Source organism: Acinetobacter sp. YH01006, assembly GCF_013420445.1.
In the GTDB taxonomy this organism is placed as follows: Bacteria; Pseudomonadota; Gammaproteobacteria; order Pseudomonadales; family Moraxellaceae; genus Acinetobacter; species Acinetobacter pseudolwoffii.
The window spans coordinates 96,320-122,396 of record NZ_VOYB01000001.1; the positions used below are offsets into that span (position 1 = coordinate 96,320).

The window sequence follows — 26,077 nt, forward strand, 5'->3', positions numbered from 1 at the left end:
CAAAGAAATTTTTCGACTGAAGTGTGGTTTTAAAGTGTCATACAGCGCTAGAGATGTATAGTAACTAATCTTTATCATTTTGTAGTAAAACTAGTTCAGCAGTTCAGGGGAAACGATGGCAATCCATGTTATTCAGAGTCAACGCATTGATGTGCTTTTGGATAGTATGCTGCGTATTGTCAATCAAACTGCCCGGCATCCGTTTGAAGTGTTACAGCCCCGGCATTTTATTGTGCCGTCTCCGGCCGTAGAAAGCTGGTTGACTCAAAAAATTGCCGAGAAGAAAGGCATCAGTGCCAATAGCCAGTTCCATCACCGGATTCGTGCGTTTCAGTGGACGTCTTATCAGTGGGTGCTGAATGCGCCTAAAGAAGTCGAACAGGTTCGAGAAGCCAATATTCCGCGTATTATCATCAAATGGCGCGTGTTTCAGGCACTGCGCAAATGTATTCTGCCAGAACAGATTCCCTTAGACGTCGATCATCCGCTGTATTCAATTGTAAAGCGGATTTACGACAGTGCCGACCGGCTGGAGCAGGGCACGGAAAAACAGTTGAAAAAACAGAGCATGCTGTACTGGGTGGCCGAGCAGGTATCGCGCCTGTTCAGCCATTATATGGATTATCGCGGTTATTGTGCACGTAACTGTCCACCGCAAAGCTGCAGCTGCCCGACCAACTGGCTAGAGGCCTGGGGACAGGATATTGCGCTGGATATCGAGCAGATGATCTATAGTCCCAAAGATGAAAATGGCCATGAAATACAGGTGGCCGATTTCGTCAAAATTCAGGCGCGTGAGCTGGAAGCCTGGCAACGCTGGTTGTGGCAGCATGTATTTCAGGAGGATTATGCCAAAATTCTGGAGATTGAGCGCCTGTATTGGGAACGGCTGGAAAATGCAGAAACCCGCGCCCAGGCTCTGAAACGCTTGCCGGCACAGATAGTGGTATTTAGCCTGCTGGAACTGCCACCGAACCAGCTGGATTTTTTACGCCGTCTGGGGCAATACATTGATATTTATATTTTTCATTTTAACCCCTCGCAGGAATACTGGGCCGATAGTGTCGATCCAGACTGGAAAGCCAGATTTGATTTACAGCGCGAAGAGCGCTTTATTCAGCGCTTTGAAAAAACTCGCCAACGTAAACCGAATGATGCTGAACTGAAAGAATTTCGAATCAAGCAGCTTAATTTTAATGCCGAAGATCGTGAATCGCGGCATCCGCTGTTGACCCGATTTGGCAAGCAGGCGCGGGATCATTTCTCTTTACTCTCCAAACTGTCTTCAGGGGAAGAAGGTCTCTGGGCCGATGTTTTTGTCGATGACTATCAGGACAAGCTGCTGGCAAAAATCCAGTCAGATATTTTATATTTACTCGAACCTGAACAGCATCAATATGCTTTAAATCCGGCCGATGATTCGGTGCAGATTCATGTCTGTCATTCCTCGTTGCGTCAGCTGGAAGTACTCAAAGAACAGCTGATTCACTGGCTGGCACAAGGCACGGAACAGCAGCCACGGCAACCGAGCGACATTCTGGTGCTGAGTCCGAATCTGAAAGAACTGGAACCGGCGATTCGCAGTGTCTTTGCCCCGCCACCACGTGAACGTGAGATCGGCAGCCAACGGTTGCAAAAAGATAACCTGTATTTACCGATCCAGATTGCCGGGGTGTCGCGTCTGGATGTTAGCAATGCCTGGCGCGCGGTACTGGGCCGGATCCAGTGGGTACGTCGCCGTTTCAGTATTGAGGACTTTGCCGACTGGCTTAGCCTGAATGCCACCCAGCAACGTTATGCTCTGGACTATAGTCAGGTAGAACGGATGTTGCAGTTGCTGACGGAGGCTGGTTTTAAGCGCGGTCTGGATCAACAGCATTTACAGCAAAGCCTGAGCGCAGGCGATGATGATTACCGTTTTAGTTTTAAATTCGCGCTAGACCGTCTGGCTTTGGGCTTGGCCATTCCTGAACATACAATGTTTGAGGATACCTTGAGTTATGCCAAGGTTCTGACCAGTGATTTCCCACTGATTTCGACCCTGATCCAGATTTATCAGGATCTGGTGCAGCGCCGTGACTGGCTGACTTTGCATGAGACCGGACAGCGCACACCGGTGAAAACCTGGCTGGAATATTTGCGGGCTGACCTGAATGAATTTCGTGATGCCGGGGTGGAATCGCTCAAAACTGTTGCCGAGATTATCGACAAGCAGATGCGGATGCTGACCCTGGCCGATTATCATGAGCAGGATGATTCACATGCCAGTCAGGAGCTGGTGGCACTGAGTTTGCCTTTGCCTTATGTGCTGGAAGAAATTCAGAATACGCTAGAAATGCAGCTGGATCAGGCCGAACCAACCGGACAGATCACTTTTAGCCAGATTGGCCAGATCCGGCCACTCCCTTATCAGCTGGTGGTGATGCTGAATCTGGATAGCGGTAAGTTTCCGAGCCGGAATCAACAGGTGCCGTTTGATCTGATGCGCAGCCTGAAGCCGCAACTCGGCGATCGTTCGCGTCTGGATGATGAGCAGGGCGCTTTTCTGGATGCCTTGCTATTGGCGCAGGATAGTTTATGGCTGTTTTATAATGGCTTTGATCTGGACGATGGCGAGGCCCGCGATCCATCCACTGCCTTGCAGGAACTGATTCAGCATATTGCATTCATCTGTCAGTCGGAACAGCCGGATGCCGAAGTCGATCCTGTGGTGGAAATCAATGGTCTGTCGGTCGCCCAACATATCCAGCAGCTTTATCATGTACATCCCTTGCAGCCTTTTGATCCGGCCGGATTTGCAGGTGCGCAAACACCGCGTTATCGGGATCAGTGGTTTGCGGTGGCAGAATATATCCGAAGTGCCGAAGGCAAGCGCAGCAGCTGGATCAATGCGCATTATCCGGCAGTTGAACAAAAAGAACTGCGGGTGCTGAAAGGGGATGAGTGGATTCGGGACATGATTTTCCCGGCACGTTTATTTCTGAAAAGTGTCGGAATTTCCACAATTCGCTATGCAGATTTGCCGAGTTCCCGTGAGCCCTTGTTATTAAACAAGCTGGAACAATATCAGGTGCGGGATTTTCTATTACAACAAGATCAGCAGATTGAGCCGAGCTTGATGCTAGACCGTTTGCCAGTAGGCAAAACCCAGCAAGCCACCTGGCTCAGCAGTCAGCAGGAACAGCAGTTGTTGCAAGAACGTTTGCTACAGCTCGGCAAAGAACTGACGCCGTTGACCCAGCAATCCCTGCAATTTAGTCCTGAACTGATCATTCATATTAACGTGCCTCAGGTTTCATACAGCAGTTACTGGTTAAGTCTGCAATCCTCTTCGGCCTCGGAAAAACGCCGTGCCCAGATCTGGCTGGAATATCTGTTATGGCTGGCTTATCTGAATGATGATGCACGCTCGCCGGAACTGGAACGTATTGTGATTTTCAGTAATAAGACCCTGAAATTTTCCGGCTTGAGTTCAACTAAAGCGCGAGAATATTTACAGTTCTGGTTCAAAGCCTGGGAAATTGGTCAACAGCAGCCGCTGGTGTTGCCAGCGGAATTGTTGATGAAAAAAGAGTGGCAGTGGGCCGAAAATGAACAGGGCAAAATGACCATTGTGGAAATGCCGGAACTGCTAAAAGCCTGGAATAATAGCTATGAAAGTGCCAAGCCTTTGGCTTCGGATGAATCCAGCCTGTTGCATCAGGACTGGCAGTTTATTTTGCAGGATCAGGACCCGGATCTGGCCTTGCAGCGCTGCTGTCATGATTTCGCCCATGCTCTGTATGCGCCGATTCACCAACATCTGGAATGGGTGAAATAGCAATATGACCGTGTTAAAGCAGCAGATGCAAAAAGCCATTTCTACCAATCCGATTCAGGACATGACGTTCCGGGGCTTACACTGGATTGAGGCCTCGGCAGGCACCGGCAAGACCTATACTTTATCTAGTTTGATGGTGCGGATTTTTCTGGATCAGTATTATCCGCATCAGGTGATTGCAACCACCTTCACCCGCAAGGCAACGGCCGAACTGAAAAACCGGGTACGGCTGCGGGTCGAAGAAACTTTGGCCTATATCCAGCGTCATCAGCAGCTCAATTCTGTGGAAATTGCAGCGAAGATTCAGAGCGAAACTGATCCTTTATTTCAGCAGGTATTGAAAGATTATGGCACACGGATGGACTATGCCCGTCGCCGCTTGCGTCTGGTACTGAACCAGCTGGATGAACTGTTTGTCGGGACGCTGGACAGCTTTAGCCAGAAACTGTTACGTGAATTTTCTTTTGAAAGTGGCAAGATTGAACGTGCTGAACTGACCGAAGATCAGGATTTATATATCCAGCAACTGATTCATGATGTGCTGCGTGACTGGATTCAGCAGCAGCCACAATATATGGTCAATCATTTGTATGTGCAGAATCTGCTGAAACCGGTCGAGCATTATACCGGGCTGGTTCGGGATGCCCTGAATTTTAGCAAGCAGCAATTCCAGAAGGTCGAGCCGGCTGAATGTGATTTAGGTAAATTAGAAGCCTGTATTACCCAATTATTGAATATTCATGAGCATGATCTCGAAGTCATGCGGCGCTATTGTCAGGAAAGTCCAAAGTATTTTCACAAGAGTTTTTTGACCAAGTTAACCGACGTTTGTGAAAACTTTATGACCTGGAGCGCAGCCCTAAAAACTCAGGGTGGCATGAGTTTCTTTGATGCGGAATTGCAACCGATTTTACTGAATCTGTGCCATTTACGCCGTAAAAAAACTGATTTCCAGCCGACCATTCAGGTTTTTAACAAGAGCTGTCCGGAAGCGGAGCAGCAGCTGATTTTGCAACACAGCCTGATCGTGGCAATTGATGTACTGTGTGAGGTCAAACAGGATCTGGATGAGCAGTTGAAGCAGCTCACGACCTATTTGGAATTTCATATTATTCAAAGTGTGCAGACTCGTTTGCCACAAACCCTGCAACAGCAGGGTGAAACGACTTTTTCCCAGCAAATCCGCACACTGGCGGAAGCACTGCAAGGACAACAAGGCCAGCGCTTTGCCCAGTTTGTACAGGCACGTTATCCGCTGATTCTGGTGGATGAATTTCAGGACACCAATCAGGATCAGGATGACCTGCTGGCCAAGATCTGGCGGGGTGCCAGCCGGGTGCAGTCCGGCTGCATGATTATGGTCGGCGATCCGAAACAGGCGATTTATGGTTTCCGTGGCGGCGACATGCTGACCTATAACAAGGCACATGCTGACGTGCGGCAAAAGCAGGGCCGCGAATATACCCTGATGCAGAACCATCGTTCGGTCAAAGCGCTGGTCGAAGTGGTCGATGCTTTATTTCAACGCCAGATGGATTTTGGTGAACAGGTGCAGTACACCCTGATTCAGGCCGGGAGTCGGCCGCATCCGGATCTCATCGATAGCGCTGTCTGCAATCCGCAGCCCTTACGCTGGATTCAGTTGGGTGAGTCGGATGTAGAAGCCGATCAGGTGGCCTGGAAAATCCGTGCACTCCTCAATCAGTCTGCTCAACAGCAGTTATATTTTCAGCAGCAGAACAGTATTCAAAGCCTGAAAGCCGATGATATTGCAGTGCTGGGGTTTGGACATTTTGCCCTTGAGCAGGTCAAGCAGCGCCTACAGCGTATGGGTATTCCTTGTTATAAAGAGTCCAAACAAAGTGTTTTTGCCAGTGCTATTGCGCAGGATGTCGCGGCCGTCTTGACTGCAATCATGGATCCTTTTAATGAATCCAAGGTCAAACGTGCCTTACTGACCCGCCTGCTGGGTTTCAACCTGAAAAAACTGATTGAGTTACAGGCGCAGAGTGAAGGGCTCAGTCGCTATATTGCCGATCTGGATGCAATTCGGGAAATGTGGTTCGAAAAAGGTTTTCTCACGGCATGGAATTATGCCTTAAACCTGTTTCAGGTCTGGACTCATCTGGTGGCCAGTCAAAGTCTGGATAATGAACGGGTGGTGGTGAATTTGCGTCATCTGACCGAAATTCTGAGCCAGCAAAGCGAATATTATCAGGGTGCCCAAAAACTCTATCACTGGTATTTGCGTCAGTTACAGTCCCCTTCAGGCAAAGACAGTGAAAAAGAACGCAAGCTGTCTGGTGATCATGGGGTACAGCTGATGACCATCCATGCCTCTAAAGGGCTGGAATTTAAAGTGGTATTTTTATTGGGCGCAGATGCTGCTTTTGATGTAAATAAAGGCAACTTGAACTTTTCATTAAGTGGCACACTGTCTGAAAGTATTTTAGAACAATCCCGGGTGATTGCAGTCAATCATAAGCATTTGCACGAGCAGGCGATTTTACAGAATGCAGCGCGTAATGCAGCGGAAAATCACCGGCTTTGGTATGTGGCGCTGACCCGTGCCAGTCATCGGGTGTATGCCATGTTGCAAGACCACGCTTCACAATCCGATTCGGGCTTGGCGTTCTGGCGTGGCCAGGGCGATGCCATCTTCGAACATGCTTTATCTCTGGTCGAGCAGCCGCTGTCTCAGGAACCGGCACGTCTGGTCGAGCAGTCACACCATCATAAGATCGACATGCTGGCGCAACCTTTGCCAGAGCGACAGTTCTATCCACGCACCAAAACCAGTTTTACCGCATTGTCGCAACACCAGTCACATGCGCCAGTTTTGCAGGATGATCTGGTCAATGCACAGGAACACCCGGATAGTGCAGCGGATGAAATCAATCTGAATGCTTTAGCAGATCAGCCGGCTGTCACACCGTTGGACTGGATCAAGCTGAATTTCCCCAAAGGTACGGTGGCCGGGACTTTCTTGCACAGTATTTTTGAACATGTCAATTTTCAGGATAGCAGTTACTGGAATCTGGAAATTCGCCGTCGTTTTAAAAATACTGCACCGCAAATCTGGCAAGAACTGAAAGAAAAATTTGAACAGGCCTTCCAGTTGCGTACTGTGCTGGAGCAGACCTTTGCGCCGCATTATCAGGCCGCAGCGGTGAATCTGCGTAGCCTGTTTCAAGCCGCAGCGCAGGCAAATTTCAAAGCAGATGAGTTGCAACAGAGTATGCAACGCGTTTTGTCCAGCCTGAACTATAAATTGCTGAGCGGCATTCGCCTGCATGATCAGAGCGAAGCTTATCGTCAACAATGGCGACAGTTATTTCAATCGGCACAGCAAGACCGATCAGCCTTGATGCTCTTTTTAAGCCAGTTTGAGCGTTATTTCACCGAGCTGGATGATGACAGCTTTATCCTGTTTTTTGAACAGGAAATGGCCCAGATTGCACACCTTGCAAGTCCTGAACAGCTCAATGTCGAAAGCATCTTCCAGACTGCTTTAGATGGATTGCTTGATGAAATTAGGGAAGATATTTTACTCAATCTGATGCATGACTGGGTGCATGACATTCTGGTCACTCCGATTCAGGCAGATTTTGTTTTGGCACAACTGGGTGATCAACAGTATCTGTCAGAATTCCCGTTCTATCTGTCACTGACCGATGCGCCTTTGCAGATCCGACAAATTCATCAGCTCTTTGTTGAACATGACATTGTCATGAGCGATTTTAATGAAGCCAAATCGGCACGTTATCTGACCGGTTCCATCGATCTGGTGTATTTTGATGGCCAGCGTTACCATATTGCCGATTATAAAAGTAACTTTCTCGGCCCAGATCAACAGCATTATACAACTGAGGCGATTCAGCAGAATATGAGCCAGTCCAGTTACTGGTTGCAGGCAGCCTTGTATCTGGTGGCCCTGCATCGTTATCTGAACGCAAATATGCAGGCGTATTCAATGCAGCAGCATCTGGGCGGCGCAAGCTATTTATATTTACGCGGTATGCACGGGCAGATGGAACAAGGTGTATATCACTGGCAACCAGACATCGAATTCGTTGAAAAACTGGATCAGATTTTGGGCTATTTTGAGCAGAAAAAAACAGCATAATTTTGCTGCCTGATAAAATATATAGAGATTAAACAGAAAATTATCCTGTGGATAACTTTGAGGATAACTGTGTGGAAAATGAGCAGAATCACGTGTCGCAACAAAACGCCAGTTTGATGGCCTGGATTGACTATTTATGTCAGCCTCCATTTAGCTCGGCTACATTTGATCCGGCAGCAAAATTACTGATTCAGCAATTGCTTGAGGCGATGCAGGCCGGCGATAGCTGCATTGAAGCGCTTCCTCAACAAATGGCATTATTGCATAATCTGGTGCGTGATCATGCTCAGCAAGGCACGGGTATTGCCCCCTTGGTGTTTGAAGATCAGCATTTATATCTGTACCGCTACTGGCAGCTGGAACAGGCAGTGGCAACGCATATAGCACGAATCAAGACCCAGTCTATTGCAGCCCTGGAGTTAACAGCACGTGACCGCAGTCTGCTCTCAGATCCACAGCAGCAAAAAGCCCTGCAAATGGTGGCAGAGCAAGCCTTCAGTATTATTACTGGCGGGCCGGGAACCGGTAAAACTTATACGCTGGCGCATATTATTGCAGTTTTATATGATGCGCTGCCGAATATCCGGATTGCCATGGCCGCGCCGACCGGAAAGGCTGCACAGCGGATGAAAGAAGCGCTGCAAAAAGCCTTACAGACTGAAGTTTTGCAGCAGTTTGAAATAGCTGCACTACAACAGTTACAACCCGTGACCCTGCATCGTTTATTGGGATTGGGCACGCGCGGACAGCCACGTTTTCATGCCAAACAGCCTTTGCCCTATGACGTAATTGTGGTCGATGAAGCCTCGATGCTGGATTTAAGTCTGTCACAGATGTTGCTGGCTGCTGTACCATCTCAGGCACGTCTGATTTTACTTGGCGATGCAGACCAGTTGGCTTCTGTGGATGTCGGTACCGTTCTGGCAGATCTGCAACAGGTTGCGACTTTGCAGGATAATCGGGTCAACTTAATTACCACACGACGTTTTAAAGCAGGGGCCAAGATTGGGGCAATGGCTGATTTTATTCAGCAGCAGCATGAAGCTGCCAGTGTCCTGCAAAAATTTGAGCAGCAGATTGTCACTGCCAGTGAATTACAAGCCATCGCCTTGGATCAGGTTGAGATTGACCAGATCCAGTTGCAATATTTAGCGCCTAGTGCTGAACAGACGGCCACTACATTGAATCAATATTATGACCAGTTGATGTATGGTTATCAGGCCTATACACAGGTTGTCAAAAATAAGCAAGGCTTAGATAATTTCGAGCAATATGTACAACAGGTGGTGAGATCATTTGATGATTACCGTATTTTAACTGCGATTCGTTCTGGTGATCTGGGCTTATTCAAAATCAATCTACAGATTGAACAACGCTTTTTAGCAGCTCAAGGTCAACTGAAGCAGGGTGACTGGTATGTCGGGCGGCCGGTCATGATGACCTATAACGATTATCAACTGGGTTTATCCAATGGTGATATTGGCATCTGTTTTTTACGTGAGCAGTCTGGTCAGTGCCAGTTTGAAGTCTATTTTCCGAGTCTGGAAAAATGGGTCTTAGCCACCCGTTTGCCAAAGAGTATAGAAACCGCTTTTGCACTGACCATTCACAAATCTCAAGGTTCAGAATTTGCACATACCGCAGTGGTGCTGGATCAATATGCGCAAAATCTATTAAGTAAAGAGTTGATTTATACTGCAATTACCCGTGCTAAAAAAGTGGTCAGTTTATTGGTAGATTGTGACGCTTTTACACAAGCCTTATGCGTACGAACCACACGTAAAAGTGGTTTAAGTCAAAAAATACTTGAACAATCTACTAGTTTATTGGCAAAAAATAATCAGATCTTGTAGGTAAAAGCTTACACGGATTCAAGAAATTGCCGCATAGAGCTTTTAATCAGTTTTTGAGAAGATTGGTCATACAAAATAACTCAACACGGAAAGTTGAGCATAATCGTATAATTATAAAAAGAATGTCAGTAGACAGCGAACTTACAGTGAGGTAAGTAAAAAGAGGAAACTTACAGCCGCTAAGCCTTGTAGTTTTGGGAGAGACTACAAGGCTTTTTTATATTTAATTAATTTATATTTCAAAATACTAGATATTTACCTTAATTCTAAAGTTGGATATTGTTGTGGAATGGCTGGATTTAAGCGAATTAGGTTAAATAAAGTGGTATTAATGTAATATTATGCAACTTTTAGGCTAGTTATTGTACGAAATAGCTTACAGCAAGATACGCTAAATGCCTCTACTTGTCTTTGTAGAATATGGCAAAATCTACCACACAAGGAAGGTGATTTTTCAACAGGATGTTTGAAAATAATAACAAGCGTAAAACGCTATAAAAAACACAATAAATAATAATGATAAGAGAAAGAACTACAGCGCCAAAAAGCCCGACTAAACTCGGGCTTTTTTTTATCTATTTTTTATTCAGACAGACGACGGTACATTAAAACAATAGAAAAAGCGTTCTAATTGCTTAGGTCGATTTCTCTATTTAAGTGGTCTAGACGATCTCGCTTAAAACAGTACAGATCTTGAATAACTCAGGATCAATGGACAACAGCTTCGCTTTAAATAAATCACCGATTGAAAACATTTAAAAGTGCTGATCTATTTTTGCAATTTGGCGCATTTTCCCTTAAAATATACAACTTGCTGTAGTGATGCACGGCAGTCAAAGTTTTGAATTCTCATTACATTGATTTTTATCAAAATATATAAGCATCTCGGAGAAATCGAATGGCTTTAACTAACGCAGATCGCGCAGAGATCATTGCTAAATTCGCACGCGCTGAAAACGACACTGGTTCACCAGAAGTTCAAGTAGCTCTTTTGACTGCTCAAATCAATGACTTACAAGGTCACTTCAAAGAGCACAAACACGACCACCATAGCCGTCGCGGTCTAATCCGTATGGTTAACCAACGTCGTAAGCTGCTTGACTACCTAAATGGTAAAGACCACGGTCGTTATGTAGCATTGATCGGTGCTTTAGGTTTACGTCGTTAATTCGATTTAAACTTTATTTTCGGGTTATTGCATGCTTTGTGCTTTATTGCTGAAAACTAAAGTCGGTTTAGCTTTTGGCTAGGCCAGTGGAAGGGGCGAATGTTTCGCTCCTTCTTTGTGTTTAAAAATAGTATTTAATCTGGTGAGGTCGGCTTCTAAGCTTTGTCATTTGTTCGTCTATATGGTCGTGAATGCCAAACCTTAGGGGTCTCCACTAGAATAATTGTTCACAAGAACTAGGAAAAAATAAAACATGTCGATGTTTAATATTATTCGTAAAGAATTCCAATTCGGTCAACACAACGTGATTCTTGAAACAGGTCGCGTTGCACGTCAAGCAAACACTGTTGTGATCACCATGGGCGGCGTACAGGTTCTTGTTGCTGTTGTAGCGCAACCTAAAGCAAAAGCCGGTCAAGACTTCTTCCCATTGACTGTTAACTACCAAGAAAAGCAATATGCTGCAGGTCGTATCCCGGGTGGTTATGGTAAGCGTGAAGGCCGTCAGTCTGAAGCTGAAACTTTAATTTCACGTCTGATCGACCGTCCAATTCGTCCATTGTTCCCAGAAGGTTACTTCAACGAAATTCAAGTGACTGCGACAGTAATTTCATCTGACAAAACCATGGATGCTGACATTGCTGCAATGCTGGGTACTTCTGCTGCATTGTCGATTGCGGGTACGCCTTTCCGTGGTCCAATCGGCGGCGCGCGCGTTGGTTTGATCAACGGTGAATACATCCTGAACCCGAACCACGAACAGTTAAAAGAGTCTGATCTTGATCTGGTTGTTGCAGGTACTGAAGCTGCAGTATTGATGGTTGAATCTGAAGCGAAAGAACTTTCAGAAGACCAAATGCTGGGCGCTGTATTGTTCGGTCATGACGAAATGCAAATCGCGATTCAAGCGATTAAAGAATTTGCTGCAGCAGCTGGCGCAGTTGAGTCAACTTGGGTTGCTCCAAGCAAAAATGAAGCGCTTCTTGGTCAATTAAAAGATGCATTTGAAGCGAAAATCTCTGAAGCCTACACAATTGCTGTGAAACAAGATCGTTATGCAGCACTTGATGCACTTCACGCAGAAGCGGTTGCTCAGTTCGTTCCTGAAGAAGATGAAACAGGTATTGCTGACGAAGTAAACGAACTCTTTGAAGATCTTAAATACCGCACGGTTCGTGACAACATCTTGTCTGGTAAGCCACGTATTGATGGTCGTGATACCAAAACTGTTCGTGCAATCGATGTACAAGTGGGCGTGTTAGGCCGTGCACACGGTTCTGCATTGTTCACACGTGGTGAAACTCAGGCATTGGTTACAACAACTTTGGGTAATACCCGTGATGCGTTGATGGTTGATACCCTTGCAGGTACTAAAACTGACAACTTCATGCTTCACTACAACTTCCCTGCATACTCTGTAGGCGAAACGGGTCGTGAATCTGGTCCTAAGCGTCGTGAAATCGGTCACGGTCGTCTAGCACGTCGTGGTGTTCAAGCAGTTCTTCCTGCAGCTGACCGCTTCCCGTACGTGATCCGTATCGTATCTGACATCACAGAATCGAACGGTTCATCTTCAATGGCTTCTGTATGTGGTGCTTCTCTATCACTTATGGATGCAGGTGTTCCACTTAAAGCACCAGTTGCGGGTATCGCAATGGGTCTAGTGAAAGAAGGCGAGCGTTTCGCAGTTCTTTCTGACATCCTGGGTGATGAAGATCATCTGGGCGACATGGACTTTAAAGTCGCAGGTTCTGCAAACGGTATTACTGCACTGCAAATGGACATCAAGATCGAAGGGATTACTGAAGAGATCATGGAGTCTGCATTGAACCAGGCTTATGCCGGTCGTATGCACATTCTTAATGAGATGAACCAAGTAATTTCACGCGCTCGTCCTGAAATTTCGATGCATGCACCAACCTTCCAAGTGATCAACATCAACCCGGACAAAATCCGTGATGTAATCGGTAAAGGCGGCGCGACGATTCGTGCGATTACTGAAGAAACGAAAGCTGCAATCGATATCGAAGATAACGGTACAGTTCGCGTATTCGGTGAAACTAAAGCGGCAGCAGCTGCTGCAGTTGCGAAGATTCAAGCATTAACTGCTGAGATCGAACCAGGTACAATTTACGTGGGTAAAGTGATTCGTATCGTTGAATTCGGTGCGTTCGTGAATATTCTTCCGGGTACTGATGGTTTACTTCATATCTCTCAAATCTCGAACGAACGCATTGCGAACGTTGCAGATGTATTGAAAGAAGGTCAAGAAGTGAAGGTACAGGTTGCAGACGTTGACAACCGTGGCCGTATCAAATTGACCATGAAAGACATCGAACAAGTTTAATCTACTGAATATTCCCATGAGTTAGCTCATGGGAATGAAATATCAAAAGCCCTGAGCTTGATCAAAGTGCTTACTTTGGCTGTTCAGGGCTTTTTTTATGCTTCGGAAAATCTCCGCACATCTGGCCAAAATGTTTGAATCGGCCCACAGGCTGTCAACGATTGTCGCACGATGGTATTGAACGATCTGAGTCTGTATTAAGCAGTTGATCTTAGGTCAGGGGATCGGCTTCAGAACTTTTTAACAGACGATAAATTTCATCTTTCAATTTTAGCTTTTTACGCTTGATCGCTTCAATATCATTGTTGATATGATTGACCGGGTCGAGTTCAAGCTGACTAATTTTCCTGTCCAGCTCATTATGTTCCTCAAATAATTTGGCAAAGTATGGATTTTCCTCGCGAAGTTGCACAATCAAGTCGCGGTATTCGGGAAACATGTATTTCATTTTTTTATTACAATCTTTGGTTTTCATAGCGCTTTTTATACTCTAATCATCAAATTAAAAATAAATATGCCCTGATCTGCAGCGAAAGATACAGATAGACAGAGCATCAAAGGACTTACTTAAAATGCAAATGTTTGACCTCGCGGCGTAACTCCTGCACTTCATCGATGAGGTCCAGCATCATCGCGACTGCGGTAAATGACGCATCAAAATCGCGTTGCAGGCGATAGGCGCGTTGTGCACGTGAAATATCCTCACCGAGGAAAGTGCTGGCTGGCGTGATAGGAGAACGATCGGGCAGAATTCCATGTTCAATCAATTGCATGACCCATTCCGGGCTTTGTCCGCATGCTTCTGCGAAGTGGATGAGGTCAAATGAGTGATCGTCCATAATTTCTGACGGGGTATAGTCCTGTGAAAAGCTTTCTTGGTACTGAATTGTAGTCATGGCTCTACTCCTTAAACAGCCAAGTGTGCAAAATTGAGAGAATGAAAAGGTGCTGAAGTAAAACGCTTTCTATTCTTCGGATATGCAGACTCAGAGTGATGACTCAAATGATCACGAGAAAAAAATCGGTATGTTCCGGTATTCAATGCCTCAGGAACGCGCGAATAAGAGAAGGTGAAAGTGAACGCTGTTTTTATAGTTTTATGTTTTATTGACCGAGTGTGTTCAAACACTTTCCTGTGTTGAATATACGCTGCCCTATGAGGACGGCAAAGCAGACCTGATGACAGAATTGAACAAGGCTGAAGATTGATCATCATAAATGGATAAAAAATAACCGTCTTCGATCCATTATTATGACTTTAGCCGCGCCAAAACAGTTTTTATTTGTACTTTATTGTTTCAAATCATGACAAAGAAAAAGCCCCTGATACAGAGGCTTTGAAAATCTTTCTGAAATTAATGTTTTATCCAGGTTACACTGCGGCCAATTACTGAGACACCGACATAACCACGCAAGGTTAGACGTTTGCCATTGGCGCTTAGGCGTGCTTTGCCTTTGTAAATTTTGCCACTGATCGGATCAAGCACTTTGCCGTCATGGTATTCACGTGGCTTTTTCGGATCTGCTTTAAAATCCCAGATAAACGGCAGGCCTATAAACGGTTTGTCTTTGAGCTGACCTGGACATTTATGACAGATGCCCATTTTCTCTGCGCCAGGCAAGCTACGTGTTGCGACAATTATTCCTTCATAGCTACCATCCGCTTTCTTACGAACTTCTACATCCGCACGAGAATAGCCTGATTGATCATCAATGGTTTTCCATTTACCCACTAACGGATCTTCATAGGCAAAGGCCAAGCTAGAAACCGCAGCCAAACTTATCCCCATCACTAGAGTGTTCAATAATTTTTTCATAACATACCTGTTAAATTTGATACTGTATTCATTTTAGAATTATTACTCTAATTTATTTTAAAAGCATAATTAAATCAATACTATAAAATGTGATTGTATTCTCATAATTTTTTTAAAACGATGATTATTTGGTCTTTGTTAATGTGAATAGTCTTATAATTTAAATGGGATTTTGAGGTGGGGTTTATCTGAGGATCTGATTCAGTGAATAGGCAGGTTTTCTACTGGAGGTAAATATGCTCTGTTGAGCTTCGTCATGTAAATTTTAAAACATAAAAAAGCACTCCTGAGGAATGCTTTTTTAAACTCATGCTTAGCACCGTTTAGCTTAGATGTTCACCACATAGACCTAAGGCCTCTTCGGCTGTAAAGGTATATTGGCTATTACAGAACTGACAATCCATTTTGATCGGATTCTGGAATTCCAGTGTTTCACGTATTGATTCTACGCCAATCTGTTGTAAGGCCACTGCACAGCGCTCTTTAGAGCAGGTACAGCCAAATTTCAAGGCTTCAGTTTCTGGTAAGCGCACCTCTTCCTCATTATATAAACGGTAAAGAATGTCAGTGGCTTGCAGGCCGATTAGTTCTTCAGTTTTCAAGGTTTCAGTGAGCATGGTCAGACGCGGCCATAAATCTTCATCAACACGGCGCTGTTCTTCTTCACTATTCCGTGGCAATAGCTGAATCAGTAAACCACCGGCGCGCTGATGGTCGCTTGCCAGTACAATGCGCGTTGGAATCTGTGCAGACAGGTCATAATACTGCATGAGGCAGCCAGCCAGATTTTCTTTGTCCAGCGGCACAATACCTTGATAACGCTCACCAAATTCTGGTTCGATATTGATAAACAGCACTGGAGAAACCAGTGACTTTAAGATGGTGCTGCTGTCTTCACCCACCAGAAAGTGCGGATCTTCTTCATAGTCCGCCAAAGCGCGAACTTCACCCAGGTGGTTGCATTCAGCCATTGCCCATTTAAATGTGCCCGATGCCTGAATTTGCAGGCTGATACGCCCTTTAATCTTCAAGGTGCTGGCAAGCAGTGCAGTCGCAGTGAGCATTTCACCCAACAGAATCTTGACCGCAGGTGCATAGTCACGTTGCGCTAAAATGGTTTGTAAAGCTTCTTCAAGATGCACCACTTCACCACGAACAGGGCTATCTTCAATAAAAAAGCGTTGGCGTAAATCAGACATAAAATTCTCCATAACCCTGCTTTAATGGTGTCATTATTGTAAAACACAAGTTATGACAGATCATCTCTTAACGCATCAATTCCTGCGCCGTTTGTATCCTGTTGCGGCTGTGTATCTGTTTTTTGAACTTTGTTGCGTTGATCCTGCGCAAACAGATGTTCGAGTTCTGCCAAGCTACTGCGGTGATGTTCATAACTTGCGTGTTGATCCGAATCCAGATGGTATTGACTGTTGAGTAATTTTTCATCATGTGCGCGGAAGTATTCAACCTGTTGCCGACTTTCTTCCGGAGCAGTATTCAACTGGCTTAACAAAGCCTCACTCATTTCCAGTGCTGAAAAGTAGTTTTCACGCCAGATTTTCTCTACACCTAAATCCTGTAACAGATGCACATGATGACGATCACGTGCGCGTACCCATAAACAAGTTTCAGGATAATTCAGCCGGATATACCGCACGATCAGCATCGAATCTTCAATATCATCAATGGCAATAATCACTTGCTGGGCCATCGCAATTCCTGCATGTGCCAAAGTTTCTGGCTCTGTCGCATCGGCCTGATAGAAAGGAATTTGATACTGCGCAAGCAGTTCAGTGGCTGGCACATTGCTGTCCATGACACTAAATGCATGCTGTTGTTGCAGTAAAATCCGGGCAATAATTTGTCCAAAGCGGCCAAATCCAATCAGCAAAATAGGGGGGCTGGCTTGAGGACTGGAATCGGTTTCAAAGGTCGCAGCCAGATGATTGTTTTGATCCAGACTCGGTAAAACCTGACTGTGTAATAACCAGTAAAATGCCGGGCTAAGTAATAATGAGAAACTCACCATCCAGAGCAAGGGAGACAGCAGATTGGCTGCGATGATCTGGTCGGATACCGCAATCACCAGCGCCAGCAAGGCAAACTCGCCACCTTGTGCCAGGCTGGCTGCCAGCAAGCTACTGTTGCGCCAGCTATTTTGATGATAACGCGCCAATACCAAACTGATTGCAAACTTGACCAAGATCAAAGTGAAAGTGCCACCGAGAATGATCCAGAGGAAATTCAACAGATCAGATAGCTGTAATGACATGCCCAGACTGATAAAGGCTAGGCCCATCAATAAGCCCTGAAAAGGCCGAATGGTGCTTTCTACCGCGGGCTGGAAATCTGAATCTGCCAGTAAAATCCCGGCAAATAAAGCGCCAAGAAACAGATTCAGTCCAAGCGTATTCATCAAGAGCAGCAGTGCCAAAGTTACCGCAATCGCCACAATGGCATGCAGTTCGTGACTGCCACTTTTTGCAATCCAGCGATATAGTGGCTGCATCAGATAGCGATTACACAGGAACAAGCCGGTAAAAGTGGTGATCATTGCGGCAAAATAAGCCACTCCGTGTTCGGTCGAGGGAATTCCGCTAAATAAAGGAATGGCGGCAATCACAGGAATGGCCAGCAGGGCATGCAGCAGCAGGATTGAATAGGTCTGTTGACCATAGCTGGTGGCAAACTGTTCCTGATTGTGGAGTTGTTGAATCACCAAGGTCATGGCTGACAGACTGCCAGCAAGTCCAATCACAATACTGGCAAGCAGGCTTTGTTGTAGAAAAATCCAGGCCAGCAGGCTAAAAATCAAGGTACTCATTAGTACCTGCAAAGCAGCCGTCATCCACAGAGATTGACTGATCTGGGCGATGCGTTGTGGTCTGAGTTGCAGCCCGATCCAGAACAGCAGTGCCAGCAGGCTGACGTTCATGAAACTGTTCATCAGGTCTGGAGTCTGAATCAGATGCACAACACCCGGACTTAAGATCAGTCCTGTTAACAGATAGCCCAGTACGCTTGGTAGTCTGAGCCTTTTACTCAGTGGCACTATTAACAGTGCGACCACCAAAACCAGTGTTATTTGTAACAGTATCGACATTTTCCTGTCCTAAATTTTATGCTTGATCCAGACGTTGATGCGTATGTCCCGGACATGGACTCAGATGCAATTTCTCTTAGCTGAGTTCTTGCGGGTCAATGTCCAGCGTCAGCTTCATGCTTGAAGGTTTGTCCTGCAGCATATTCTGCCACCAGCTGCGCACATAGTAATGCAAACGTGGACGATCTGCTGACAAGAGCACCATATGCGACTGATAGCGCCCAGCCTTACGTTCCATCGGCGCAGGAATTGGCCCCCAGATGTCCAGCGCCAGATCAGGATATTGCCTGAGGAATGCCGCATGTTTCTGTAAGAATTCGGTGTTTTGTGCCTGATCCTTGGATTCGCAGCGAATCAGGATGGCATAACGATAGGGCGGCATCTGGGCAATTTGCCGTTCCTTTAAGGTCTGCTGGGCAAACACACGATAATTTTCATTGACCAAGGTATTCAGCAGGGCATGATCCGGTCTGAGTGTCTGCAAATAGACATCGCCTTTGTGTTCACCACGTCCGGCCCGGCCTGAGACCTGAACGATCAGTTGTGCGGTACGTTCGGTGGCACGGAAATCCACACTGAGCAGACCGGAATCAATATCCAGAATCGCCACCAGCGTCACATAAGGAAAATGATGCCCTTTGGCCAGCATCTGGGTGCCGAGCAGAATCGCGGGTTCACTTTTTTGAATCTTGTCATAGATTTTTTGCCAGCTACCCACCCGGCTGGTGGAATCGCGATCGACCCGAATCACTTCATGATCTGGAAAAAGTTCATTCAGATGTTCTTCGACCTTGCCAGTGCCCATACCCAGTGTGACCAGTTCCTGATGCTGACACTGCGGACAGTGCTCTGGCATTCGGTGAATGGTGCCACAGTGATGGCAATGCAGATGCTGATAAGGCTGGCGATGCACAGTAAAATTGGCATCGCAGTGCGGACATTGTGCCTGCCAGCCACAACTGCCACAAAGCAGGACGGGGGCATAGCCACGGCGGTTTAAAAAGATCAGTACCTGTTCTTTTTTCTCCAGACGCTTTTTGATGTCCTGAATCAGTTGCAGACTGATGCCATGCTTTTTCTGTGCCACCTTTAAATCCAGAATATGGATTTTCGGCATTAAGGCTGTGCCGGCACGTTGATTCAGCTCCAGCACCTGCATTTTGCCATGTTCAACCAGCGCATAACTGTCGATACTTGGTGTCGCTGATCCCAGCAGCACTGGACATTGCTGTAAATGGCCGCGGTACAGCGCCACATCGCGGGCATGATAGCGGAAACCTTCCTGCTGCTTAAAAGACAAATCATGTTCTTCATCCAGAATGATCAGACCCAAATTCGGTATGGGGGTATAGATGGCGGAACGTGTGCCGAGGATGATTGAAGCTTTGCCAGTCTCTGCTGCCTGCCAGGCTTGCAGACGTTTTGTATCGTTTAGGCCTGAATGCAATAGCGCGATATGACACTGAAAACGCGACTGGAAACGGCTAATCGTTTGCGGGGTCAGACCAATTTCCGGCACCAGCACCAAAACCTGCTTGCCCTGTTTCAGCACCTGTTGCATGATTTGTAGATAGACTTCGGTTTTACCACTGCCGGTCAGACCATCCAGTAAAAAAGCCTGATATTGATTGCGATACTTTAATACCTGATCAATGGCATGTTTCTGTTCAGGATTAGCGGTTAGCGGCATTTGCGCCAATTGCATCGGCTGTGGACTGAAATCTTGTGGCTCCAGCACACAGGTACAAATCTCTTTTTTCTCCAGTGCTTTTAAGGTCGCAGTTTCAATTCCGGCCAAATTCAATACATTTTCAGTGGTGCCAACCGGATGCAGTTTTAAAATCCGGTAGGCTTCCTGCTGCTTTTCCGAACGGCGTATTTTAGCTTCAGCATCAGGGTTCAGAAGTTTCCAGGTGCGGGCCAGCAGGTTATAAGGCTTACCTTGGCGTAACAGCGTTGGCAGGGCACTGTGCACCACTTCACCCATCGGAAACTGATAATACTGTGCCGACCATGTCAACAAACTTAAAACTTTAGGGTCTATGATGGCACGTTCATCCAGCAATTCAGTGACGGGCTTGAGTTTAAAACGTGGGTCGACAGGAGTATCTGCGGAGAGCTTTTCGATAATCACCCCAACCAGATTCTGTCGTCCAAAAGATACCAATACGCGTGCGCCGACCTGGGCCTGCTCAAATTGTTCTGCATTCATACTGTAATCAAAACAATCGAATACATGCACAGGTACAGCAACGCGTACGCGACAAAGTGGACTAGAATCGGTATGAGAATTTTGCATGTCTGGTGCTGGATATCCTGAAGAAATTTCGTCGTGCTTAAAGTTCGATTATGGTAGAGTGAGCAGATAATTTATATCAAAGAATATGAATGATTTCGGTGGTCTGACGCAACAGCGTTAAGCAAAATTTTGGAAAATTAGAGCATTACAATGCCTGCATATCAGTTTATTGCGCTTGATGCTTCAGGAAAGCAGCAAAAAGGCGTGCTGGAGGGGGATTCTGCACGTCAGATCCGGCAACAGTTAAGGGATAAAGCACTTATTCCGGTCTCTGTTGATCCTGTCGAAAAAAAAGATCAGCATCGTCGTCGAAAATGGTTTGAAAAAAGCATTACCGCTTATGATCTGGCCCTCATGACCCGGCAATTATCTGTCCTGGTCGCCGCCGCGATTCCATTGGAAGAAGCCATCCGCGCCGTTGGCAAGCAAAGCGAAAAAGTCCATGTGCAAAACCTGCTGATGTCGGTGCGCTCCAAGGTGCTGGAAGGGCATAGTCTGGCGCAGGGCTTGCAGCAATCCGGACGTTTTCCTGAACTGTATATTGCCACAATTGCTGCCGGTGAACGTTCCGGGCATCTGGACCTGATTCTGGATCAGTTAGCCGACTATACCGAAAACCGGTTTGCCATGCAGAAAAAAATCCAAGGTGCGATGGTCTATCCGATTATCCTGATGCTGATGTCTTTTGCCATCGTGATGGGGCTGATGACTTATGTGGTGCCAGATATCGTCAAGACTTTTGATCAAAGCAAAGATGCCTTACCGTGGATTACGGTCGCCTTGATGAAAGCCAGTGATTTTATTCGTATTGCGTGGCCATTTCTCTTGGTTGGCGGTTTCTTGGGCATCTCCCTGCTGATACGATTCTTAAGAACCACAGCCGGGCATTATGCCTTCGACCGTTTAACCCTGAAACTGCCTTTATTTGGAAAATTATCACGCGGGATTAATGCCGCACGTTTTGCCAGTACCTTATCCATTTTGACCCAGTCAGGCGTACCTCTGGTCGATGCCCTACGGATTGGCGCTGCAGTCAGTAATAACTGGGTGATTCGTGATGCGGTCAATCTGGCAGCGGAAAAAGTCACCGAAGGCGGCAACCTGGCAACCCAGCTGGAGCGCAGTGGTTATTTTCCACCGATGATGGTACAAATGATTAAAAGTGGCGAAGCCTCGGGCGAACTGGATCGCATGCTGGAGCGTGCATCACAGATGCAGGATCGGGAAGTCACCACGCTGATTTCGACTTTACTGGCCTTATTGGAACCTTTAATGCTGGTGCTAATGGCCAGTATCGTTTTGGTCATTGTGATTGCGGTGATGCTGCCAATCGTCAATATGAATAATATGATTTAAACAGAATCAAGTTAAAATTCTCGTGGTATTAAAATTAAATTGAATGTTGTGAATGATGCAAATGAATGAGAGAGATTGAATGAAAAGGAATCAATTAAATAAACAGACGGGCTTTACCTTAATCGAAGTGATGGTGGTGATTGTGATTCTCGGTGTGCTTGCTGCACTGATTGTACCGAACGTGATGGGACGCGGTGAAAAGGCCAAAGTGGATACCACTGTGATCAAGTTACAGAGTATTGCTGGTTCACTGGACCAATATAAGCTGGACAATGGCAAATATCCAAGCATGCAGGAAGGTGGTCTGGATGCACTGGTGAATCAGCCAGCGACTGCGAAAAACTGGTTGCCGGGCGGCTATGTCAAGGGCGGCTATCCTAAAGACAGTTGGGATAATGATCTGCAATATGTGGTTCCAGGTAGCGAGGGTCGTAGCTTCGATTTGTACTCATTTGGTGCAGATGGTCAATCGGGTGGTGAAGGCACCGATGCTGATATTTATTATCAGCCTTGATTGAGAATCAATATAAACTCTCAATAGATGGAATATATCACTTCACTTAATAGATGTTTTCAATACTAAGTGAAGTGATAATAACGCTTAATTATAAATTATAATCTAAGTTTTTGATATTTATTGTAATTAATTAATAATTTGTATATGCGAGTTATAATAAGAATTATTCCCATATTTATCTATTACAATTATCGTAAAATATGAATAAATATAGACTTTCTATTTACTCAAAAAGGCTCATAATGATCTGAACGGCACTTGACGAGCCAACGGAGAAGAATATGAAAGCATTAATCTTAGGGGATGAAATAAACCAATTTCATTGGTCGATGCTGAAATCTGTTCTTTTGGTTTTAAGCATGTTACCGATTAGTCAGGGCATTCTGCATTTATGGCAGACTACCGAGGGTAGCAGCCAGATTATGGTAGGTTTTTTTGCCATCAGTTTGATGAGTTCATTATTTGCATTGTGCTTCTGGTCGGCATTGAAAGCCTCGGTATTGCAATTAAAACAACGGCAGATGTCTGTATTCGAAAATATGATGGTGCAAACTTACCGCTATCTTCCAATGTTATCCCTCGCCAGTATGATTTCTTATCTAGCAGTTCAGTTCTAAAATTTGAAATATAAAAAACCGAGGCATTGACCTCGGTTTTTTATTGCCTTGAGTGTCCGTCCCTTTCGTAAAGGGAGCTTAGGAGAGATTGATAAGATGTTATATCTAGTAATCCCCCTCAATCCTCTTTTGTAAAAGAGGAACTTGAAGAAACTATCTTCTCGACTTAAAACTGACATCCACTTTACGGGGACGGAAGCGCCATCCCACCAGCAAAAGTAAAACTGAAAAGATCATCACCGGCCAATCACTGAGTTTCATATACAACGTTTCACCTTGCATGGCTGGAAGTTCACCCCGCAGTACCGCTTCCTGATCCATCGGGGCTTTTTTCACAATATGGCCATTGTGGTCAATAAAGGCGGTCACGCCGGTATTGGTGGCACGGATAAACCAGCGGCCATTTTCCTTGGCGCGCATTTGCACCATTTGTAGATGCTGCAAAGGTCCTGCCGTGCCGGTAAACCAGGCATCGTTCGAGACCGTAACTAAAAAGTCACTTTGACTGGCATTGCGGCGTGTCAAGTTTGGATAAGCAACCTCATAACAAATTGCGGAACCTAAAGGATGGTTTTTCACATTCAAGGGCTTTTGATTGTCCGCCCCACGGGTAAAACCGCTCATAGAGGGATCATTCTGTAGACCTGGCAATACCCAGCTTAACCAGCCTGACAGCGGAATATATTCACCAAAGGGCACCAGGCGCTGCTTTTTATACAAACCCTCCGACTCATCACCCGTGGCCATAATGCTGTTGTAATATTTCGGATAACCCGCAGCTTGTGATTCTGGTAAGTCCCAATACGGAATGCCGGTGACCCAAGCCGTACCGGATTTTTCAGCCTGTACTTTCATCGCTTCGAGAAAAGCTTCAATATCGGTCTGGAACATCGGAATCGAGGACTCTGGCCAGACAATCAGGTCACGGCCCCATTCGGTCTTGCTCAGATTGGCATAAATCAATAAAGTTTTTACCTGATATTCAGTCAGCCATTTCAGATCTTGCGGAATATTGCCCTGAATCAGAGAAACCGTAACCGGCTTTTCATTCTTTGGTTGCACAAAACTCAATTGAGCCGCGCCCCAGGCACCGAATAGTAAAATTGCAGCAGGAACCGCCCAGAACAGACGTCGGTTCAGAATTTCGACCAGTGCACAGGCCAGAATAATCACGACAAAAGATACTCCAAACACCCCAAACAGAGGTGCATAGGCATCTAGGTAGCGTTCGGTAAAGGCATAGCCGGCAAACAACCACGGGAAACCGGTAAAGACCCAGGTTTTAGACCATTCAAACAGAACCCAAAGCGGGGCAAAGGTCAAAGGGGTTTCCGGGAAAAAGCGGCGATAGACAAAGGTTTGAACGGCGCTAAACAGGCCCATCACCAGTGCCATGATCAAGATCATTACAACACTGAGAAATGCACTGGTATCGCCATAGACATGAATGGAGGTATACAGCCAGAATGCGCCCACAAACCATAGGCCAATTCCATAGGCCCAGCCAATTCCAAAGGCCTGTTTGGCACTACGTCCACGCAGGCAGGCATAGAGCAGTGCCGGAGACAGGATGGCCAGCCACCAGTAATGATAGGGAGCCAATGCCAAACTGAAGATAGCACCTGCAAATAAGGCAATTAAAACAGGATAGATCAGCGGCAACGGTTTTTGCTGTTGATCAGAACTCAACAGCTTGTCGAAATACGCTCTCATTGGCGCACGGCTCGAATTAGGTGAATAGAGCGTGAATCTGCTTCAAGAATGGTAAATTGCCAGTTTTCCAGTTCAATGGTCTGACCTTCAAGATCGTTCACCAGACCAATTTCCTGTAATAACAAGCCGCCCATGGTTTCCACTTCATCGTCAGAAAAATTCGCATCCAGCATATTATTGAAATGCTCAATCGGGGTCAGAGCTTGTACTATCCAGGTATTGGCGGTGTTTGGATCGTTATCCGGAACAATGAACTGTGCCTCTTCATCGGCATTGTCATGTTCATCTTCAATTTCACCAACAATTTCTTCCAGAATATCTTCCAGCGTGACCAGACCCGAGGTGGTGCCGTATTCATCAATCACCACGGCAATATGGGTCTGGGTATTTTTCAGCATCCGCAGCACCTGATCGGAACGGGCGCTCTCTGGCACAAATAAGGGTTGACGCATCAGTGCGCGAATATCGACTTTGGAGGTTGGTTCGGTCAGAAAAGGCAATAAATCCTTGGCCAATAGAATGCCGACCACATTATCGGTTTGATCGGAGGAAAAGACCGGAAAACGCGAATGCGCAGATTCGACCAACACATGCAGGATATCCAGCAGTTGGTCATCTTCCTGTAAGCTGATCATCGACGTGCGAGGCGTCATGACTTCGCGAATTTTGGTTGCCGGAAGGTCAAGTACACCTTCAAGCATGGCAACAGTATCGGGTTCTAAAAATCGACGTGAATCTTGTACTAATTTTAGCAGTTCGTCGCGAGTTTCGGGTGCAGTTCCCAGCCATTTACGTAAGCCGCGCATACCCCACGACGGGCCTGATTCCTCGTGCATGATTTTTCCTGAAGACTCTTAATATCTAAAAAAACGTGGTTTTATCATACCGCAGAAAATACGCTTGTCTATTGTAAATATGATGTGCAGGCATGATCGTATCAGTCAGGGCTGCGTTTAGTCGTGTGTACTTTGGCAAAGCCGCAATGCCCGAGCGGGATTATGCTAAAATATTTTCAGTCTTCCACTCTTGAGTCTATCGATGTCCCCAACTGAAATTATCCCAAGCCTGCAATTAAATACCCGAGGTTTACGCTGTCCTGAGCCAGTCATGATGTTGCATCAGGCCATTCGTAAATCTAAAGCCGGTGATGTAGTTGAGGTGTTTGCTACCGATAATTCAACCTCTTGGGATATTCCAAAATTTTGCATGCACTTGGGACATGAATTGCTGTTGCAGGAAGAGTGTCTGGATGAAAATGGTAATAAAGAATTTCATTATCTGGTGAAAAAGGGCAGCTAAATTGGCCGAAATTTTTTTGAAATTTATGATCTGATAAGAGTT

17 protein-coding genes are annotated in these 26,077 nt (G+C 45.9%); 9 read left to right on the plus strand and 8 right to left on the minus strand.

From position 1 onward, the window contains the following. The first annotated feature begins 115 nt into the window (after window positions 1-115). The 5 genes from FTT73_RS00515 to pnp all read left to right on the plus strand — a co-directional run bounded on the left by FTT73_RS00515 (window position 116) and on the right by pnp (window position 13,314). Window positions 116-3,820 carry an exodeoxyribonuclease V subunit gamma gene (locus tag FTT73_RS00515; RefSeq protein WP_180190853.1) on the plus strand — a complete coding sequence of 1,235 codons (3,705 nt, stop codon included), beginning with the start codon at window positions 116-118 and terminating at the stop codon, window positions 3,818-3,820. Window positions 3,821-3,824: 4 nt separating this feature from the next. Next, the gene (locus FTT73_RS00520) at window positions 3,825-7,946 is read left to right on the plus strand and encodes a UvrD-helicase domain-containing protein (protein WP_180190854.1); all 4,122 of its coding nucleotides are present in this window, start codon (window positions 3,825-3,827) and stop codon (window positions 7,944-7,946) included. Between the two features lie 71 nt (window positions 7,947-8,017). Then, window positions 8,018-9,799: an exodeoxyribonuclease V subunit alpha gene (gene recD / locus FTT73_RS00525; protein ID WP_100329313.1), complete on the plus strand. Its 1,782-nt coding sequence runs from the start codon at window positions 8,018-8,020 to the stop codon at window positions 9,797-9,799. An 898-nt stretch (window positions 9,800-10,697) separates the two neighbouring features. Next, complete coding sequence (rpsO, locus tag FTT73_RS00530; RefSeq protein ID WP_004637724.1) at window positions 10,698-10,967, plus strand: 30S ribosomal protein S15; 270 nt, start codon at window positions 10,698-10,700, stop codon at window positions 10,965-10,967. A gap of 259 nt (window positions 10,968-11,226) precedes the next feature. Beyond that, window positions 11,227-13,314, plus strand: coding sequence for a polyribonucleotide nucleotidyltransferase (gene pnp, locus FTT73_RS00535; protein ID WP_171063368.1), 2,088 nt, complete (start codon window positions 11,227-11,229; stop codon window positions 13,312-13,314). Between the two features lie 211 nt (window positions 13,315-13,525). Here the strand turns inward: pnp and FTT73_RS00540 are convergent, their stop codons facing one another. The 6 genes from FTT73_RS00540 to FTT73_RS00565 all read right to left on the minus strand — a co-directional run bounded on the left by FTT73_RS00540 (window position 13,526) and on the right by FTT73_RS00565 (window position 20,533). Next, on the minus strand, window positions 13,526-13,789 hold the full coding sequence (locus FTT73_RS00540) for a YdcH family protein (protein ID WP_005095339.1): 264 nt from the start codon (window positions 13,787-13,789) through the stop codon (window positions 13,526-13,528). Between the two features lie 88 nt (window positions 13,790-13,877). Beyond that, the gene (locus FTT73_RS00545; protein WP_074383946.1) at window positions 13,878-14,210 is read right to left on the minus strand and encodes a chaperone modulator CbpM; all 333 of its coding nucleotides are present in this window, start codon (window positions 14,208-14,210) and stop codon (window positions 13,878-13,880) included. 459 nt (window positions 14,211-14,669) lie between these two features. After that, window positions 14,670-15,131: a DUF2147 domain-containing protein gene (locus FTT73_RS00550; protein ID WP_005095344.1), complete on the minus strand. Its 462-nt coding sequence runs from the start codon at window positions 15,129-15,131 to the stop codon at window positions 14,670-14,672. A 323-nt stretch (window positions 15,132-15,454) separates the two neighbouring features. Then, window positions 15,455-16,330, minus strand: a complete 876-nt coding sequence (locus FTT73_RS00555; protein WP_005095347.1) for an Hsp33 family molecular chaperone HslO — start codon at window positions 16,328-16,330, stop codon at window positions 15,455-15,457. A 50-nt stretch (window positions 16,331-16,380) separates the two neighbouring features. Further along, a complete protein-coding gene (locus FTT73_RS00560) occupies window positions 16,381-18,234 on the minus strand; it encodes a cation:proton antiporter (RefSeq protein ID WP_180190855.1) in 1,854 nt (617 codons plus the stop codon). Window positions 18,235-18,310: 76 nt separating this feature from the next. Then, a complete protein-coding gene (locus FTT73_RS00565; RefSeq protein WP_074383948.1) occupies window positions 18,311-20,533 on the minus strand; it encodes a primosomal protein N' in 2,223 nt (740 codons plus the stop codon). A 150-nt stretch (window positions 20,534-20,683) separates the two neighbouring features. Between FTT73_RS00565 and gspF the strand changes: the two genes are divergently transcribed. The 3 genes from gspF to FTT73_RS00580 all read left to right on the plus strand — a co-directional run bounded on the left by gspF (window position 20,684) and on the right by FTT73_RS00580 (window position 23,023). Further along, window positions 20,684-21,889, plus strand: a complete 1,206-nt coding sequence (gene gspF, locus FTT73_RS00570; protein WP_005172955.1) for a type II secretion system inner membrane protein GspF — start codon at window positions 20,684-20,686, stop codon at window positions 21,887-21,889. Window positions 21,890-21,968: 79 nt separating this feature from the next. After that, on the plus strand, window positions 21,969-22,403 hold the full coding sequence (gene gspG / locus FTT73_RS00575) for a type II secretion system major pseudopilin GspG (protein WP_180190856.1): 435 nt from the start codon (window positions 21,969-21,971) through the stop codon (window positions 22,401-22,403). Between the two features lie 284 nt (window positions 22,404-22,687). Then, window positions 22,688-23,023: a hypothetical protein gene (locus FTT73_RS00580; protein WP_005095358.1), complete on the plus strand. Its 336-nt coding sequence runs from the start codon at window positions 22,688-22,690 to the stop codon at window positions 23,021-23,023. 153 nt (window positions 23,024-23,176) lie between these two features. Here FTT73_RS00580 and lnt read toward each other — a convergent pair whose 3' ends face one another. Next, window positions 23,177-24,736 carry an apolipoprotein N-acyltransferase gene (lnt, locus tag FTT73_RS00585; RefSeq protein WP_180190857.1) on the minus strand — a complete coding sequence of 520 codons (1,560 nt, stop codon included), beginning with the start codon at window positions 24,734-24,736 and terminating at the stop codon, window positions 23,177-23,179. Beyond that, complete coding sequence (locus tag FTT73_RS00590) at window positions 24,733-25,572, minus strand: HlyC/CorC family transporter (RefSeq protein WP_005095361.1); 840 nt, start codon at window positions 25,570-25,572, stop codon at window positions 24,733-24,735. The genes lnt and FTT73_RS00590 overlap by 4 nt, the downstream gene beginning before the upstream one ends. A gap of 202 nt (window positions 25,573-25,774) precedes the next feature. Between FTT73_RS00590 and tusA the strand changes: the two genes are divergently transcribed. After that, the gene (gene tusA / locus FTT73_RS00595; protein ID WP_005095362.1) at window positions 25,775-26,035 is read left to right on the plus strand and encodes a sulfurtransferase TusA; all 261 of its coding nucleotides are present in this window, start codon (window positions 25,775-25,777) and stop codon (window positions 26,033-26,035) included. Window positions 26,036-26,077 lie beyond the last annotated feature (42 nt).

What these genes read in the sequence shown, in the direction of transcription:
- FTT73_RS00545 (WP_074383946.1), bottom strand. Translation starts at nt 14,210, where the DNA reads ATGACTACAATTCAGTACCAAGAAAGCTTTTCACAGGACTATACCCCG.
- FTT73_RS00550 (WP_005095344.1), bottom strand. Translation starts at nt 15,131, where the DNA reads ATGAAAAAATTATTGAACACTCTAGTGATGGGGATAAGTTTGGCTGCG.
- FTT73_RS00590 (WP_005095361.1), bottom strand. Translation starts at nt 25,572, where the DNA reads ATGCACGAGGAATCAGGCCCGTCGTGGGGTATGCGCGGCTTACGTAAA.
- tusA (WP_005095362.1), top strand. Translation starts at nt 25,775, where the DNA reads ATGTCCCCAACTGAAATTATCCCAAGCCTGCAATTAAATACCCGAGGT.
- FTT73_RS00520 (WP_180190854.1), top strand. Translation starts at nt 3,825, where the DNA reads ATGACCGTGTTAAAGCAGCAGATGCAAAAAGCCATTTCTACCAATCCG.
- FTT73_RS00580 (WP_005095358.1), top strand. Translation starts at nt 22,688, where the DNA reads ATGAAAGCATTAATCTTAGGGGATGAAATAAACCAATTTCATTGGTCG.
- FTT73_RS00515 (WP_180190853.1), top strand. Translation starts at nt 116, where the DNA reads ATGGCAATCCATGTTATTCAGAGTCAACGCATTGATGTGCTTTTGGAT.
- gspG (WP_180190856.1), top strand. Translation starts at nt 21,969, where the DNA reads ATGAAAAGGAATCAATTAAATAAACAGACGGGCTTTACCTTAATCGAA.
- FTT73_RS00565 (WP_074383948.1), bottom strand. Translation starts at nt 20,533, where the DNA reads ATGCAAAATTCTCATACCGATTCTAGTCCACTTTGTCGCGTACGCGTT.
- lnt (WP_180190857.1), bottom strand. Translation starts at nt 24,736, where the DNA reads ATGAGAGCGTATTTCGACAAGCTGTTGAGTTCTGATCAACAGCAAAAA.
- gspF (WP_005172955.1), top strand. Translation starts at nt 20,684, where the DNA reads ATGCCTGCATATCAGTTTATTGCGCTTGATGCTTCAGGAAAGCAGCAA.
- FTT73_RS00560 (WP_180190855.1), bottom strand. Translation starts at nt 18,234, where the DNA reads ATGTCGATACTGTTACAAATAACACTGGTTTTGGTGGTCGCACTGTTA.
- FTT73_RS00540 (WP_005095339.1), bottom strand. Translation starts at nt 13,789, where the DNA reads ATGAAAACCAAAGATTGTAATAAAAAAATGAAATACATGTTTCCCGAA.
- rpsO (WP_004637724.1), top strand. Translation starts at nt 10,698, where the DNA reads ATGGCTTTAACTAACGCAGATCGCGCAGAGATCATTGCTAAATTCGCA.
- pnp (WP_171063368.1), top strand. Translation starts at nt 11,227, where the DNA reads ATGTTTAATATTATTCGTAAAGAATTCCAATTCGGTCAACACAACGTG.
- FTT73_RS00555 (WP_005095347.1), bottom strand. Translation starts at nt 16,330, where the DNA reads ATGTCTGATTTACGCCAACGCTTTTTTATTGAAGATAGCCCTGTTCGT.